This is a genomic window from Rufibacter tibetensis (genome assembly GCF_001310085.1).
Taxonomy (GTDB): domain Bacteria; phylum Bacteroidota; class Bacteroidia; order Cytophagales; family Hymenobacteraceae; genus Nibribacter; species Nibribacter tibetensis.
In genome coordinates this window covers 4,369,928-4,386,489 of record NZ_CP012643.1, presented here as the reverse complement: position 1 = coordinate 4,386,489, position 16,562 = coordinate 4,369,928, and the positions used below count along the sequence as shown (strand labels likewise).

Genomic DNA, 16,562 nt, shown 5'->3' with positions numbered 1-16,562 from the left:
AGATTATTGCAATCTGCACCATAAAGAGAAAGCCAAATAAGTTTACCTCCCATGGCTTTCTCTTTCCTATTAAGTAGGACTAGTGCTTAGTCTCTATTATATAACTTAGTCCATTCCCTCAATATGTTCTCAGTATCCTTGTTGATCTGGCCGGGCATAAGGCGCCAGCCCCAGTTGCCTTCGCCTTTACCAGGGGTGTTCATGCGGCCGAGTTCGTCAATGCCCAGCACGTCTTGCAACGGCAGGATGGCTGTTTTCGCCACCGAGGCATAAGCTAGTCGGGCGAAAACCCACCAAATATCATCTTCTCCCAGGGAGCGGCCCACGTAATGCTCAATCTGCTGGTGGAACTCCTTGCCTTCATTGCGGTACCAACCCAAGGTGGTATTGTTGTCATGGGTACCGGTGTAGGCAATGAAGTTTCGGGCGTAGTTGTGCGGCATGTACGCATTCTGCGGCATCTCGTCACCCCAGGCAAACTGCAGGATCTTCATGCCCGGCAGGTTGTAATCATCGCGCAGTTTCAGCACCAGGTCGTTGATCTCGCCCAGGTCCTCGGCGATGAACGGCAGGCTGCCCATTTCCTTCTCCACGAAGGTGAAGAAATCGGCGCCTGGCCCCAGTTTCCATTCGCCCTTTTTGGCAGTGGTTTCCCCTGCGGGTACTTCCCAGTAATCGGCAAAGGCCCTAAAGTGGTCCAGCCGCACCAGGTCATACAGCTCCATGTTCTTGCGCAGACGGCCAATCCACCAGGCGTAATCCTGTTCTTTGAGCACGTCCCACTTGAACACCGGCATGCCCCAGAGCTGCCCGTCTTCAGAGAAATCATCGGGTGGTACGCCGGCCACACCGGTCATGGTGCCTTCAGAGTCCACGGCAAAGATGTCGCGGTTGGCCCACACATCTACGCTGTCATAGCTGATGTAGAACGGCATGTCCCCGAACATCTGGATGCCGCGGTTGTTGCAATACGTGCGCAGGCGCTTCCACTGTTTGTTGAAGATGAACTGCACCCATTTAATTTTCTCCAGCGCCTCGGCGTTTTGACTTATCAGTCGTTCCATGCCCTCAGCGTGGCGGTGCTTGAACTCCTCAGGCCACTGGAACCAGGCGCTGCCCTCGTGCTTTTCTTTGAGCAGCACAAACACCGCGAAGTCATTGAGCCAACTTGCCTCTGAGCCCACGTAATCAATAAACTGCTGCTGCAGCGTAGGAAAATCGCCGGTTTTAAACGTCTGCCAGGCCTTCTCCAGCAATTCGTCTTTCACACGCTGGGCTTCCACATAATCTACGTTCCCGGTCTGCGGCAAATGGTACTGCTGCAGTTCGTCTTCTTCCAGCAACCCTTCGCGGGCCAACACTACCGGACTGATGAGCAACGGGTTCCCGGCTCGGCTGGAGATGGAGCTGTACGGGGAGTAGCCCTGCCCCGATTCAATAGGGTTAAGCGGCAGCAACTGCCAGTACTTTTGATTACTGGCGTGCAGGAAATCCGCGAATTTACGGGCTTCTGGCCCCATGTCGCCAATGCCAAAGGCCGAGGGCAAAGACGTAATATGCAACAGAATACCCGCTCCTCGTTCGTTCTGCGCTCGCAGCTTAAGCATAGCCAGCGGGAAAATCCCAAACAGATCGGCTACGCTGAGTTCATGGGCATAGTTGCCGGTACTCCGGATGAGCGTGTCCTGCCAGTCTTTAGGCGCCTCTTCCGGAATAATAACTTTGGTGTCTTTCCAGTCGATGTCCTGCAGCGTTTCCACACCTTGTGCTTTAGCCAGCGCGGCCAGGTGCAGCGGCACGGCTACTACGTACCAGGTTTGCAGGTGTTTCCGTACGAAAGCCAGCACGTGGTCTTTGTGTTCGCCTTCTACGGTCAGCGGCAGGTACTCGCCTTTGGCGAAGAGGTCCGCGTTGTTTTTGCGTTCGGTGAAGAGCGTACGGGTGAGCCACAATTTGATGCGTGCGTCGTAGCGATTCTCCCAGAGGTTCTCCCATAAGACATCCTGCTTGTTCAGGTCATAATCGTTGAGTTCCTCCAGCCATGCTTGCCGCTTTTCGTAGTCTACCGGACGGCGGTTGTCTGGGTCCACCAAACTGAAGTCCCACAGCTCGGTGCCCTGGTACACATCCGGAATGCCGGGCGTGGTAAACTTCAAAAGCACCTGGCTCAGGGAGTTCACAATTCCGAAGTCTGTGGTTTTGGCCCTGAATTTCTCAAAACTGGCCCAAAACGGACGGTTCTTGTCCAGCAGTTTCAAAGCAAAGGCTTTGGTCGCAGATTCGTAGGCTTCATTAGGCGTGGTCCAGTTGGAGTTTACTTTGGCTTCGCGTAAGGCTTTTTGCAAATACTCCTGCACGCGGTTTTCAAAATCATCTTCGTCTTGCCCCGGCATCGGGAACGCACCCAGCAAGGTTTGATAGATGAGGTATTCGTCGTTGACGCTGGGGGCGTCGTTCTGCTTCAGGTCTTTGTTTAGTTCGCGCCACTCCTGTACGGCGGCGGTCCATTCCTCCGGCAATTCGGTGAGCACATTCAGGCGCGCCCGCACGTCTTCACCGCGTTTAGTGTCATGCGTGGAGGTGCCGTTGATGGCCAGCGGCCACTTCTCCTTACGCTCCAGCATGGCCTTATGGAATTCCTCAGCGGTCATCCCGAAGGCTTCCGGCGCATCGCCCACCTCGTTGTGCCCGATGAAGCGGTTATAGGTGTACATGATGGTGTCTTCCACCCCTTTGGCCATGAGCGGACCACTGAACTGCATGAGGCGTTGGTAAAATTTAAGGGCGCGGTCCTGGTAAGTATCGTCCTCTCCTTCCGGCGCAACGCCTAACAGGGTTCTTTCCAGCAACTCCACGGCTCCGGCCATTTCGGGCTTACTTTCCCGAATCCGGTTGAAAATCAGCTGCACCGCTTCGGCTTCTTCGCCGTCCAGCGGCATCTGGTTTCCGTAGTAGCGATACACCGGGCACTGAACCAGGAACTCACCAATGGCAGCTTTCAAAGTTTGCGGCTCCACGCTGCTTAGCACTTCCTCGTCTACCAGGCGCTGGTGCAGGAACAGTTGGTACAGGTTCTCCAGCTCGCCGCCCATGTGCTCGTTCAGGATGTAGGCTTTCTTCTCGTGGATCTGCTCCTGTACTTCGGCGCCTTCGCCTACTAGTTGATGGTACAGCGCGTTAAAACCTTCTTCGCCGGGTTTATAAGTAAACAAGTTGTTCACCAAAGAAAGGAAATCATACCCGCTACTACCCTGAATAGGCCAGTTCTGCGGCAGTTCCTCACCTGGCTCCAGAATTTTCTCAACCACAATGTAGGTCTCCTCCCCAGCCAACTCGCGCAATTGTTGCAGGTAGCCGGTAGGGTCATACAGGCCGTCTACGTGGTCAATGCGGAGGCCCTGGAACACACCCTCGTCCTGCAGTTGCTTAATGAATTGGTGGTAGGTGTCAAACACCTCAGGGTCCTGTATTTTGAGGCAGATCAGTCCGTTCACGGTGAAGAACCGCCGGAAGTTGATCTGGTAATCGGTTTCCTGCCAGTGGCAAAGTTGATATACCTGCTCCTGTGCGAGCTGCAGCAAGCGGTCTTTGTCTGAGTTGAACGACTGCAAATCCTTCTCTACAGAAGCTTTTACCACGTCATTCTTCATTAAAGCCGTTAACTGCTGCCGGAACTCGTCCCATTTGAGGGAGTAGGAAATTGGCTCTTCGGCATTGTGCACTTCGTCCAGTTTCTCCAGCAGCTGTTCAATCGCTTGGTTGGTGCCGCCTTCTTCCCGTAGCAACGTCTCATACGAGCGCGGACTCAGCGGGTAGGCACTGTTATAGTACTTCAGCACCAGACGCATCTGCTCCTCATCAAAGGCTATCTGCAACTCGCCGTTTTGCACCACTTCTTCCAATTTCGCCCCTAAAAAGGGTACCATCACCCGTCCGTTGTAGAGCGTGCTGGTCCACCCAATGTCAAAGAACTTGTGGTACTGGCTCAATTTTCCTTTCTCCAGCACATCCATGAGCCATGGGTTGTTGGGGTGATAGGCCATGTGATTGGGCACAATGTCCTGCAGCCAGTTGATGCCGTTCTCCTTCAGGTTGCCGCTTACGGTTTTCAGCTGCTCCTCGGTGCCTATCTCCGGGTTCACGCGGTGCGGATTCACCCCGTCATAGCCGTGGGTACTGCCCGGTGTGGCTTCAAAGATGGGCGAAGCGTAGATGGTGCTTACCCCTAGTTTCTGTAGATAGGTGATAACGCGCTCGAAGTCTGAAAAGGTGAACTCCTTGTGAAACTGCAAACGATACGTCGCGACAGGGTTATGCATAGTTGTATTTTGTAGGTATGAAGATGGGGAAAGACTCCAGAAATGATTCCCGCTGCCTCCTATTTTTAGATTCTTGTGTGTACGTCGGTTTTGGCCGGTTTTACGGAAAATAGCCTAGAAAATGTTATATAAATTTCTGGCTTTGTTTATTCCTTTCTTTTGGAAGAAGATTTACCCTTGAGAAGTGGGTTTGATGGATGTTTACCCAATTAAGATTGTGATGGTTGATGGGCTTCTAACTTAACTGTAAAGGCAACTACATGGGATTACCACAACATCTTTTTTATCGCTGGCGCGAGTCTCCGGCTCGTGTCCGGACGCATTGCTGATCTTCTGTTGCTGGAATACAGAGCCTTCTGCAAAACTGGAGTGAGTAAAGGTTTTAACCTAAAATCTTTAAATGAAATGCTTCAACCAATTTTAACTCAGATATGCGTGCGGACACGAGCTGGAAGCTCGCGCCAGCGGATTCTGTTATACCATTCTAAAATCTATATATGCCGCAAGTTTGAGCGAAGCGGTAACTTGTGGCTGGCTATGGTGCCAGTTTGTAACTGGCGTGGAGCGTAATCAGAAACTGTGTTTCGCCAGTTACAAACTGGCCGTATTTCTACTCCAAGTTACCGCTTCGCTCAAACTTGAAGTATGGTATTAGAAGCAAACCTGAAGTAAGGTAAAAGAAGAAAGCATTAGGGGGCTGTTTTTATAAAACAGCCCCCTAATGCTTTTCTAATTAACTTATGCTTGGTAAACCACTACACTTTCAGGTTGTACAGTCACTTCTGCTCCACCTGTTGTCGAGGCTTCAGCGGCTTGAGGACCATTCCATTCTGGTGAGGCGGAATCAAGGAGTACGTTCCAGGTTTTGCCTCCGATGGGGAGCTTCATGGGTTGTGGTGAGGCAGAGAAGTTCATCAGGCAGATGATTTGCTGGTCACCGTGCCAGCGGCGCAGGGTCAAGGTATTTCTGGCCTCGTCACAGGATACTTCCAGGGTGTTGCGGTCCAGGTGCTTCAAAGCAGGCAATTCGCGGCGCAGGCGCAGAAGTGTCTGGTAGTACCGGAACATGGTTTGGTGCTGTCCTTGCTGTACCAGATCCCACTGCAGCTTAGAGTTCTGGAAAGTTTCCTCGTCCATCGGGTCTGGCGCTTCGCCTTGAGCGTGGAAGGCAGCGAACTCGGCTTTGCGACCCTTGCGTACGGCTTCTGCTAGATCTGGGTCGGTGTGGCTCACGAAGTACTGGAAGCGGTTGGTTTCAGCGTACTCTTCTCCCATCCAGAGCATGGGCAGGTACGGACTGAAGATCACGCTGGCCGCGGCTAGTTTCTGCATTTCAAAACTCACAAGTTCACCCAGACGCTCACCCAGCATGCGGTTTCCTACCTGGTCGTGGTTTTGGGTGAAGACAATGAACTGTTTGCCTGGGTTGTGCTCAGCTTTGATGCCGAAGGTTTTGTTCCGGTGCGGAGAGAACTGCCCGTCATACACATAGGCATCTTCATAGGCTTTGGACAGGTGCGCAATGCCGCTGAAGTCTGAGTAGTAGCCGGTGCTCTCGCCGGTCATGGTTACGCGCAGGGCGTGGTGGAACTCGTCTACCCACTGGGCATCCATCCCGAAGCCCTGCTCCTCCAGCGGGTTAATGAAGCGGGTGTCATTCAGGTCCAGTTCCACAATCATGTAATGTTTGCGACCGGTGGCTTCCATTAGTTCATTCACGTGCTGCTTCATCTCACGCAGTATATGCACCGGGCTGAAGTCTTTGATCGCGTGCACGGCATCCATACGGACGGCATCAATGTGGAAGTCCCGGAACCACATCAAAAGGTTCTCGGTGAAATAGCGGCGCACACCATCGCACCAAGCATCATCAAAGTTGAGGGCCGGTCCCCAGGGGGTGTTGTACTTGTCTGTGAAGTAATGGCCATAGACGCCCAGGTAATTTCCTTCAGGGCCTAAGTGATTGTAGACTACGTCCAGCACTACGGCCAGGCCTTTCTGATGACAGGTGTTGACCAAGTGCTGTAGGGCTTTTGGTCCGCCGTAAGAATCTTGTACCGCGAAGGGGAACACACAGTCATAGCCCCAGTTGCGGTCTCCGGGAAACTGCGCCACGGGCATGATCTCAATGGCGTTTACCCCAAGTTCTTTGAGGTAATCCAGCTTTTCTTCCAGTCCGGCGAAGGTGCCGTCTTCTGAGAAGGTGCCAGTGTGCAGTTCATAGAGCACGTAATCCTCTAAAGGCAGGTTGTTCCAGGTATCATCGGTCCAGTTGAACTTCAGTACATCCAGAGCCTGAGATGGGCCATGCACGCTTTGAGGCTGGGAAATGGATGCCGGATCTGGGAATTCCTGCTCTTCGTTTATCCGGAATTTATAGGTATCACCGGGGGCGAGCTGGTCGGTGGTTTCGTGCCAGTAGCCAAACTCGCCTTTGCGCAAAGGAATGATGGTGTTGCCTTCATTCAGGCAGAGTTCCACCTGATCTGCCTTAGGGGCCCATACTAACACATCAGCATGGCCAGTAGTGGTAAAGGATACCCCTAGGGTTCTTTTGGTCACATCTATTTTATTCATTTGGGTTATGAAAAATAGGGTTTTTTAATACTACCACTGACCGGCCTTCTACATGGAAAGCTTCTCCCGCTTTATACGTGATGGGTTCTTCTGGTTCCACCACATCACGGAAGGTGTCTATGGCAACTGTCCATTCTTTGCCATATTTCCCATTAGGGGCATGAAACACAAGCGAGTCATGGTAGGCATTGAAGATCACGTAGAAAGAATCATCTAATACCACTTCACCTTTCGGCCCACGGGAATGCACGCCCCGCCCGTTTAAGTAGACGCCCAAGGATTTGGCGTGGTCCTGCTCCCAATGCTCGTAAGACATTTCTTCTCCGTTAGGTAAAAACCAGGCAATATCTTCTACGCCGTGCCCTTTGATGGCCCGCCCCTGGAACCAACGGCGGCGGCGGAAAACCGGGTGGTTTTTCCGGAAGTGGATGAGCTTCTTGGTGAATTCCTGCAAGCTTGTATCTGCTCCCTCCCAATCAATCCAGGAGATTTCATTGTCTTGGCAATAGGCGTTATTGTTCCCGTGCTGGGTGCGGCTCAATTCATCACCCGCCACCAGCATAGGCACTCCTTGTGATAAAAACATAGTGGTTAAGAAATTGCGCTTCTGCCGGTTTCTAAGGTCAATAACCCAGCGGTCCTCCGTTGGGCCTTCCACCCCGCAGTTCCATGATCGGTTGTGGTCATCTCCGTCTTTGCTGTCTTCGCCGTTTGCCTCGTTGTGCTTCTCGTTGTAAGACACCAGGTCATTAAGGGTAAAGCCGTCATGCGCTGTTATGAAGTTGATACTGGCGGTAGGCCTGCGGTAATCATCATAGTACAGGTCTGAAGAACCGGTAAAACGGTTCGCGAACTCGGCCAGCATGCTGTCTTCTCCGCGCCAGAAATCACGCATACAGTCTCGGTACATGCCGTTCCACTCAGTCCAGCCGGGCGGGAAGTTTCCTACCTGGTACCCTCCTTCACCAACGTCCCATGGCTCGGCAATCAGTTTTACCTGGGAGATGATAGGGTCCTGGTGAATGATATCAAAGAAGGAACTCAGTTTATCAACGCCGTGCAGTTCACGGGCCAGCGCAGAAGCAAGGTCAAACCGGAAACCATCCACGTGCATTTCGGTGATCCAGTACCGCAAACTGTCCATGATGAGCCGGAGTACGCTGGGAAGGTTAGCGTTGAGGGTGTTCCCGGTGCCGGTATAGTCCATATAATACCGTTTGTTATCTTCCACCAGGCGGTAGTACGAGGCATTGTCTACCCCTTTGAAGGACAAGGTAGGCCCTTTTTCATTTCCTTCACCGGTATGGTTGTACACCACATCCAGAATGACTTCAATACCAGCCTTGTGCAGGGCTTTCACCATGTTTTTAAATTCTGTTACCTGCTGGCCCAGAACCCCACTGCTGGAGTACCGCACGTCTGGGGCAAAGAACCCAATGGTGTTGTAGCCCCAATAATTGGTGAGGCCTTTCTCCTGCAGGTGCCAATCGGTGATGAAATGGTGTACGGGAAGAAGTTCAATGGCAGTGATACCCAAATCCAACAGGTACTGTATGGTGATTGGGTGCGCGATACCCGCGTAAGTTCCCCTTATCTCTTCCGGAATGTCTGGGTGCTGTTTTGTGAAGCCTTTGACGTGCGCTTCATAGATAATAGACTTATGGTACGGCAAATTAGGCGACTTGTCATCTCCCCAATCAAAGCTGGGATCAATCACGACAGATTTGGGAATATAGGGAGCACTGTCTAAATCACTGAAGCTAAGGTCTTCACCTTCATGGCCAAACTTGTACCCGAATAAAGACTCATGCCAGTTAATGGTTCCGGCAATGGCTTTGGCGTAGGGGTCAATCAATAATTTATTCGGGTTGAAGCGGTGCCCTTCTTCCGGGGAGTATTCACCGTACACGCGGTAGCCGTAAAGTTGGCCCGGCTTTAGTTCAGGCACATAGGTATGCCAGACTTCATAGGTTCGCTCTTCCATTTTGAACCTGGCAGATTCCACGTCAGACTCAGGTGAATCAAAGAGACAAAGTTCTACACCAATGGCATTGTGGGCATAAAGGGCAAAATTGACGCCGGTTCCGTCCCAGGTGGCGCCTAAAGGGAAAGGTTTACCTGGATGGGTAATAATGTGCATAGTAAGTATATCAGGTACAGGTAGAGTTATAAGTGTTTTATTTTCCTCGGGTACCGTCTACGGAATTCTGGTGCTTAGGTCTAACTAAGTGCCCCATGAATATTAAAAAATGAATAAGTAAAGATATACCGGCGGCAACCTTTAGAATGCTTAAAGCAGTAGATGGTATAGGCACCGGATTAATTGACTTCTTTACAAGGTACTTACAGGAAAAGAGGACCAAAACACTGCTCTTGCTTGTGGTATTTTTTATATGTAAAATAGTGGTAAAGAAGAAACCAACGCTTAATTTAAAGTAAGGGCGAGCGCTGGCAACTGTTTCCTGGCTGTTGCGTTTCCTGCTTGCATTTGATCGTATCGCTTATTTAAAGAAACTAGAAGAATTGATGTAAGCTATCTGTTGTTTTTGGCGTATTTTTACCGTACCGTGTCAAAAACAAGATGTTTGGCAAGTGCTTAATTGAGCTTTGCATGTGTTTTTAAAATGAGTACCCTATTTATGAAGTTTGTAAACTCCGCCCTGATCGCCATAAGTTTGTTAGTGCCGGCTGGTACGTTGGCTGCCCAGACACTGGCAACTCCCCCGGCCAGTAGCTCCACTACGGCTCCTGCTAAGAAGCAGGACCCCAACAGTCTGGGCGCCAAAGTGAATGCGGTCATCAAAAAGCAGACTCCTCAGACCACGGCACCAGTCGCCAAGCAAAGCACTACGGCCACTACTCCTTCCCCGGCTAAATCTCAGCCTTCTGTTAAAGACACCACCAAAGCCGCCAAACCTTCTGCGGTCACGCAAAGACTTACTAAGGTTGACCGCCTGATCACGGAGCGGGAGCAGTTGGTACTGAAGTATGATTACCTTAAAACCCAGGGCAACAACTTCTGGGGGAAAGCTTCTAAAGAAGACCTTTTACTGGTAGTGGAAGCCTTGAAAGAGGTTTTGCAGAAAGATGAGCAGATCATCCAGGCGGTTGAGCAGGCCAACCTGGAAACCCGCCGGAGCGTGGCTAAACGTGCGGCAGAACTGGAAGCTGAATCAAAAAGACTGAACAACCAGGTAAAAGGTGACAAACGGGTAATTACAGACAACATCTATGAAATGAGGGCTTCGGTGACGAACGCCCAGAACCTGCTCAAGAAAAAAGACCGCCAGATAAGAGATCTGGAGGAGCAATTGCAGGACTCAAAAGATGCCAAGTTTGACCATGACGCCATTGCCGCTTTCTTTGCTATGCTTTCCCTAGTGCTGGTAGGCTATATCATTAAACTTAGAAATAAGGTATCTGAGGGCCGCACCAGCAACCGCGTGAAAGCATGAGCGAGCGACTGGTGCCCGCCGCAAAATACCTTACCTACACCGAAGCCATAGGTCTTTACCATGCCTTAACCCAGGTGGGCGTGGTATCACTGGTAAAGACCTGCGGCCCCCCTAGTCTCCCCTTCGGGGACGGGTTGTATTACCAGTTGCAGGTTCAGGAACAAGACCTGCCCACCGCGCAACCCGTTTTGGACGAGTTTTCCCAAAAACAAGCTAAAATCAGTATAGAGCCCCAAACCTGCCCGGTTTGCGGCTCTGTTTATGTATGGCCGGAGGGGAATTTATCATGGTGGAAAAAGGTTATCTATGCTGGCACTACCGTGTTCAAATGCCGCGACTGCGGACATTCTTTTTTCGCTTAAAATACTCTAGTATATAGATGCTACAAGTTAGAGATACTGATTCTAGAAGTTTATCATAAAATCCAGTATCTAAATTCCGGTATCTAGCGTCTTACCACACAAATGGACAAAATCTTAAACGAACTCTTAGACGTGCGGGCCCTGCTTAAACTGGAGCAGGACGAAGACCGCAAACAATATCAACTTAAAAACGCCCAGACCAGCATCACTGAGCGCAAGCGTTTGGGTATTTGCTGGTACCCGGTGAACGTGATCAAGCAGGAAGTAGGCTTCGGGAACAAAGTGGTGGTGGAGCTGGAGCGTACCTCCGGAAGAGACCAACTGCACATGTTCCAAGCTGGTTCCTCGGCGGCTTTGTTTACCAACGGGGAAGGCGGCACGTTGAACGGCGTAGTACTGGAAGTGAAACGCAACAAACTACGGTTGGCCACCTCCAAAGAAGACCTGCCTGACTGGATTGAAGGTGGCTCGCGCCTCGGCGTAGAACTTACCTTTGACGAGGTAAGCTACCGCGAAATGGAGTTTGCCCTCATGAAAGTGATGGAAGCAGAGAAAAGCCGCCTGGCCCAACTGCGCAACATCATCCTGGGAGCAGAACCTGCCATCTTTAGACGGGAGAAGGAGTTCTCTCCTATCGCTTCCTTGAACGACTCTCAAAATGCGGCGGTCAAAAACATAGTACAAGCCAAAGACGTGGCCATCATACACGGACCTCCGGGCACCGGAAAAACCACCACGCTGGTACAGGCTATTCTGCAGACCTTGAAATTAGGTGAGAAAAAGCTGTTGGTCACTGCACCCAGCAACACGGCCGTAGACTTACTTACTGAGAAACTTGCCGAGCAGGGCGTAAACGTGATCCGGATTGGTAATCCGTCTAGGGTTTCTGAGGTGTTGCTGGAGCACACCCTTGATTCCCAAATTATGCACCACCGTGATTACAAGCAACTGAAAAAGCTTCGGAAAACGGCCCAGGAATACAAAGCCATGGCAGGCCAGTACAAGCGAAACTTTGGTCATGAAGAACGCCAGCAGCGACAATTCATGAAAGAAGAAAGCAAGCGCATTCTCTCCCAAGCTGACGATATTGAGGATTATATCACTGAAGATCTGCTGGATCATGTTCAGGTGATTACCTGTACGCTGGTAGGCTCTGCTAACCGGGCTATCCGGCACATGTTGTATGATACGGTGTTCATCGACGAAGCCGCCCAAGCCCTGGAACCTGCCTGCTGGATTCCAATCACCCGGGCCAACCGGGTGGTGCTGGCCGGTGACCATTGCCAACTGCCGCCAACAGTGAAATCCATTGCCGCGGAGCGCGGAGGTCTGTCCCGCACCTTATTTGAAAAATGCATTGAGCGCCAACCTGAGAGTGCGGTAATGCTCACCACCCAATACCGCATGCACGAGCACATCATGGGCTTCTCTAACGGGCAGTTCTACAGGGGTGAACTGCAGGCCGATGAAAGTGTGCGTACGGCTACTTTGTCTGATGCTTTTCCGGCGTTTGAACCAGGTTTGGTGGTAGAGTTCATTGACACGGCCGGCTGCGGTTTCAATGACCAGACCATGGGCGAAGGCAGCAGTACCGCCAACCCTGAGGAAGCCGATGTGCTTATCAAGCATTTGGTTAACCTGCTCACGCCGTATGAACCGGAAGAATCAGAAGGTGATCAGGAAAGACCTCTCCGAATTGGAATCATTGCCCCGTACCGGGCCCAGATTAACTATCTTAATGACCAAATAGAGCATGAGCCTAAGTTAGCGGCCCTACATGCAAAGCGTCAGCTTTCAGTGGGTACGGTAGATTCTTTCCAGGGGCAGGAACGCGACATCATGTACATCAGTATGGTGCGAAGCAACCCTGAGGGAGAAATTGGTTTCCTGTCTGACGTGAGAAGAATGAACGTAGCCATGACCCGTGCGAAGAAAAAGATGGTGATTGTGGGCGACAGCGCCACCCTGGGCCAGCACACCTTTTACAGCCAATTTCTGGCTTATGCTGAGAGCATTGGATCTTATAGAAGTGCCTGGGAGCTACTCTCGCCAGAGGCTGAATAAATCCTTTGCCCCCTGAGCTTCGTTAGAGGCATTATAGACCAGCTGTTGCTTTGTCTATAATGCCTCTTTCTTTTACCGCTCCTGGACCTACACGGGCAGGTACTTCTACGGTATCTTCAGAGAAGGCATGGTACTTCCCAATGAATCTATACCTTTACATTATCAACCTCATAAAGATATCACCAAATGAAAATCGAAGAGAACAAAGTGGTGTCGCTCACCTACGAGCTACGCGTTACCGACGAAGAAGGCGAAAACACGCTGGTTGAGACCGCAGACGAGGAAAACCCAATGGTCTTTTTGTTTGGTGTGAGCGGTTTGCCTGAGAAGTTTGAGCAGGAACTGGAAGGCAAATCGGCCGGTGAGTCATTCAAGTTCACTGTGGCTTCTGATGAAGGCTATGGCGACCTGGACGAATCTGCCATTGTACCGGTACCTAAAACCGTTTTTGAGGTAGAAGGTAAAATTGACGAGGAAATGGTACAGGTGGGTAACTACATACCTATGTCAGACAATGAAGGCAACCACATGCAAGGCCGAATTGTGAGCGTAGAGGAAGACCACGTACTAATGGACTTCAACCACCCGCTTGCCGGTATGGACATGCACTTTGAAGGCAAAGTGATTGACGTACGCGAAGCCACCCAGGAAGAAATCTCCCACGGCCACGTACACGGTGCCGGCGGACACCACCACTAAGAGAGTTAAGATACGGGACATTGGGAATTCACTCCATCATGCCCAGTTATAACAAGCAAAGGCCGTCTTGTGAAAGACGGCCTTTGCTATTTTGGAGCACTATTTTAAAAAATGTATCCAAACCACTTGTATTCAGAAGGCCAACAGAGTTTACTCTAACGAACATCACTATTCTAGAGCAGGCCTAATCCATTCACATTAGATTCATGGTTCAAGTATTAAGCTAAAACCTATGAAGAAGAAAGTTGGTAACCTCCATGAGCCAATAACTTCATCCTTCTTACATACTTTAATTCAGAAGAACGTCACTGGGTAATTTAGTGGCTACTTTTCTGAAAAGGTGATCAAACTAATCTGCTGGGTCACATACGCCTGCAATTCCGGGAAGAACTGCTCAAACTCTTTTTGGTAAAAAGGATAGTTCAACTCCAATTCCTCCCCTGCTCTTTCCATTCCAGAATCAAATGTAGTGCGTCTACTGAGTCCGGTTAAGGCTCTTGTAATCCCAGAGATTTGGGCATAAGATACAAGCCAGTTCTGGTTCACCATGTAGGGGAGAAAATGCATCACACGTTCCGGAAGAAGTTTAGGGTCCCGCTGTATTTGGCTGTATGCCTCGGCAGCAAATGTTTTCAAGGGCTGCGGACTGTAGAGGTGAAAGTTGGAAGCCAGAAAATGGTCATAATACACATCGGCTACTACACCGGCGTATTTTCTGAATTTAGGACGTAAGCGTTCTTTCGTCTGATGTACAATGGGGTGCGTGTCTGTGTAGGCGTCAATGAGGCGGTGCAGTTTTATACCCTGCTGCACCCTTGCCGGAAAGACCAGAATCTGGGCCCCTCGCACACTGTCGGCAATGAAGTTTCCCAGGCGCAGGTCTTCATCGTCACCAGAAAGAAATAAATGGGCAAGGTAGTTCAAGGGTTAATGTTTAAACCATAGGTACGGATTCTGGTTATGAAGGTACGTGCGTACCCTTGCCTGCCCTAAAAGGAACCCTTAAAGGCGGCTGCCCGTATTTCTTTAAAGCGATAATTGACCTAATCTTACTATGGAAAATCAACAAAGCCAAAAACAAGGCGAATTGCAAGCCTTTATAAGTAAAATCAAAGACATAGACACGGCCATGTTCAGCACCGTGGAGCCCGATGGTACCATCCGCTCCCGCCCAATGCGGCACATGACCGTTGAGGAAGACGGCACCATTTGGTTCTTTACCGGGTACCAGTCTGGCAAAACCCATGAGATAAAACAAGACAGCCACGTAAACCTGAGTTACGCCCAGCCAAGTAACAACCTGTATGTGTCAGTTTCTGGCCATGCACAGGTGCTGCGCGATCAGCAAAAGATAAACGAACTCTGGAACCCTGCCATGAAGGCCTGGTTCCCCGAAGGAAAAGATGATCCGAACATCGGCTTAATCAAAGTGACCATAGACCAGGCTGAGTACTGGGATTCTCCTAACAGTGCCGTAGTGCACCTCTACGGAATGGTCAAAGCGGCTATAACCGGGGAGCCAGCCCACCCGGGAGAAAACAAAAAGATCAATTTGTAGTTATGAGTAAAGAAAGGGAGTTTCGGCTCCCTTTTTTTATGCCCTGCAGGGGTTTGTTCCGCTCCTGATTTAAGGCTACTTTTAAGAAAACCGGCGTAAAACATTCAATCAAAACTTTCTGCTTGGCACCTCTGGCTCCTTCTCAACCTGCGCATACTACCCTTACCTTATTCGGGATAAAACCTGGTCACTGGCGTTGGGGCCTGGCTCAGATGGGAACCTCGGTACCCGTGCTTCAGAAAATAAAAGGCCTGAACTTCTTCAAATTACTGGGCAGCGGTCAGGGCCGTGGTTTTAGTTTGAAGCCCAATTGGTACCGTTATGGGTTCATGGCCACTTGGGACAGCCCCTCAGCCGCCGAAGACTTTTATGGGTCTCATCCACTGCTGGAGGAATACCGGCAACACACCTTTGAGCAGTACACGTTGGCCTTACAGCCATTACAAGCCCATGGCTTATGGAACGGGCAGAATCCGTTTACGCAGCAAACCCTTAAGGCACCCGAAGGTGCTCCCATTGCCGTACTTACCCGCGCCTCCATTAGGGTTACCAAAGCCATTGATTTTTGGCGAAACGTGCCCAAAACCAGCCAAAGTTTAGACCACGCCGAGGGGCTACTGGCCTCTATTGGGTTAGGGGAAGCACCTTTGATACGGCAAGCCACCTTCAGCCTTTGGCGCGATGAAGCCAGCATGAAAGCCTTCGCCTATAAACAAGCCACTCACCGAGAAGTAATCAAACGTACTCGCACCCAAGGGTGGTATTCAGAAGAAATGTTCGCCCGTTTTACGCCTCTTTCCAGCAAAGGAACCTGGAACGGGGTTGACCCTTTGGCGGGTTTGCTGTAAGATTTTATGGCTAGGGAAGGACTTCTGGGGGTGAGGGTTGTTTCATCAAAATGGTCTTAAAACAGGTTTAATTCCTATAAAAGGAATCAAACCTGCTCAAAGTTTTTTTTTTAAAGTTATCCTTAAAATCCACACCTGCTTGTTTGATTAGATAATCGCCAACAAGAGAAGTATAGCTAAAGCCCAAGATAAAATTGAGGCATAGGAAATTATTTCAGGATGTTTCGCAAGCAGGGCTACACACGATACTGCTACCAGTAGCCAAACCCACAATGAGTGAAAACTATACACAGAAAACAGTGGCTGGTACTCATACGAGGTATCTGGCTGTTCCCTACTCTTGTAGACCAATAATTTAAAGGTTTCAAAAAGAGGTGTATGGATAAACTGCACTGGTTGTAAATGATCAAGATCATAGTAAACCTCGTTTGTTATCGTAATTTTCCTTAAAAGCGTTTTTAAATATTTTCCGGAATCAGAATAGCGTCCACCTCCAGTGTTGCCATAAATATAATATTCTTTGTGCTCGGCACTTTTTTCCGGAAGGAAGCCATCTACCAACAGAAGAACCGCAAACAAAAGAGGCAAAACCATTAAATATTTAAGTTTTTGGTAATTTCTGTGGTCTTCTAGAAAAAGGAGCACGTTCATGAAGTAAAGTAGGCTGTTTGGGAGAAAGC

The 16,562-nt window shown here is 50.1% G+C and carries 11 protein-coding genes; 6 read left to right on the top strand and 5 right to left on the bottom strand.

Annotated elements, in window-relative coordinates; all coding sequences use genetic code 11:
* Window positions 1–86: 86 nt before the first annotated feature.
* The 3 genes from treY to glgX all read right to left on the bottom strand — a co-directional run bounded on the left by treY (window position 87) and on the right by glgX (window position 9,036).
* Window positions 87–4,319 (bottom strand): malto-oligosyltrehalose synthase, encoded by a 4,233-nt coding sequence (treY, locus tag DC20_RS17930; protein ID WP_062545086.1) that lies wholly within the window; start codon window positions 4,317–4,319, stop codon window positions 87–89.
* A 738-nt stretch (window positions 4,320–5,057) separates the two neighbouring features.
* The gene (treZ, locus tag DC20_RS17925; protein WP_062545085.1) at window positions 5,058–6,896 is read right to left on the bottom strand and encodes a malto-oligosyltrehalose trehalohydrolase; all 1,839 of its coding nucleotides are present in this window, start codon (window positions 6,894–6,896) and stop codon (window positions 5,058–5,060) included.
* Window positions 6,889–9,036 (bottom strand): glycogen debranching protein GlgX, encoded by a 2,148-nt coding sequence (gene glgX / locus DC20_RS17920; RefSeq protein ID WP_062545084.1) that lies wholly within the window; start codon window positions 9,034–9,036, stop codon window positions 6,889–6,891. The genes treZ and glgX overlap by 8 nt, the downstream gene beginning before the upstream one ends.
* A 499-nt stretch (window positions 9,037–9,535) precedes the next feature.
* Between glgX and DC20_RS17915 the strand changes: the two genes are divergently transcribed.
* From DC20_RS17915 to DC20_RS17900, 4 genes are all read left to right on the top strand, one after another.
* Complete coding sequence (locus tag DC20_RS17915; RefSeq protein ID WP_062545083.1) at window positions 9,536–10,351, top strand: hypothetical protein; 816 nt, start codon at window positions 9,536–9,538, stop codon at window positions 10,349–10,351.
* Window positions 10,348–10,713 (top strand): hypothetical protein, encoded by a 366-nt coding sequence (locus DC20_RS17910; protein WP_062545082.1) that lies wholly within the window; start codon window positions 10,348–10,350, stop codon window positions 10,711–10,713. The genes DC20_RS17915 and DC20_RS17910 overlap by 4 nt, the downstream gene beginning before the upstream one ends.
* Window positions 10,714–10,815: 102 nt before the next feature.
* On the top strand, window positions 10,816–12,777 hold the full coding sequence (locus tag DC20_RS17905) for an AAA domain-containing protein (protein ID WP_062545081.1): 1,962 nt from the start codon (window positions 10,816–10,818) through the stop codon (window positions 12,775–12,777).
* A gap of 186 nt (window positions 12,778–12,963) precedes the next feature.
* Window positions 12,964–13,476, top strand: a complete 513-nt coding sequence (locus tag DC20_RS17900; RefSeq protein ID WP_062545080.1) for an FKBP-type peptidyl-prolyl cis-trans isomerase — start codon at window positions 12,964–12,966, stop codon at window positions 13,474–13,476.
* 324 nt (window positions 13,477–13,800) lie between these two features.
* On the opposite strand, the gene DC20_RS17895 is transcribed toward DC20_RS17900, so the two are convergent.
* Window positions 13,801–14,400 carry an acyl carrier protein phosphodiesterase gene (locus DC20_RS17895; RefSeq protein ID WP_062545079.1) on the bottom strand — a complete coding sequence of 200 codons (600 nt, stop codon included), beginning with the start codon at window positions 14,398–14,400 and terminating at the stop codon, window positions 13,801–13,803.
* A 130-nt stretch (window positions 14,401–14,530) separates the two neighbouring features.
* Here DC20_RS17895 and DC20_RS17890 point away from each other — a divergent pair, with 130 nt between their 5' ends.
* The gene (locus DC20_RS17890) at window positions 14,531–15,034 is read left to right on the top strand and encodes a pyridoxamine 5'-phosphate oxidase family protein (RefSeq protein WP_062545078.1); all 504 of its coding nucleotides are present in this window, start codon (window positions 14,531–14,533) and stop codon (window positions 15,032–15,034) included.
* 122 nt (window positions 15,035–15,156) lie between these two features.
* The gene (locus DC20_RS17885; RefSeq protein WP_062545077.1) at window positions 15,157–15,882 is read left to right on the top strand and encodes a hypothetical protein; all 726 of its coding nucleotides are present in this window, start codon (window positions 15,157–15,159) and stop codon (window positions 15,880–15,882) included.
* A gap of 147 nt (window positions 15,883–16,029) precedes the next feature.
* Here DC20_RS17885 and DC20_RS17880 read toward each other — a convergent pair whose 3' ends face one another.
* Window positions 16,030–16,533: a hypothetical protein gene (locus DC20_RS17880; protein WP_062545076.1), complete on the bottom strand. Its 504-nt coding sequence runs from the start codon at window positions 16,531–16,533 to the stop codon at window positions 16,030–16,032.
* Between the last annotated feature and the right edge of the window lie 29 nt (window positions 16,534–16,562).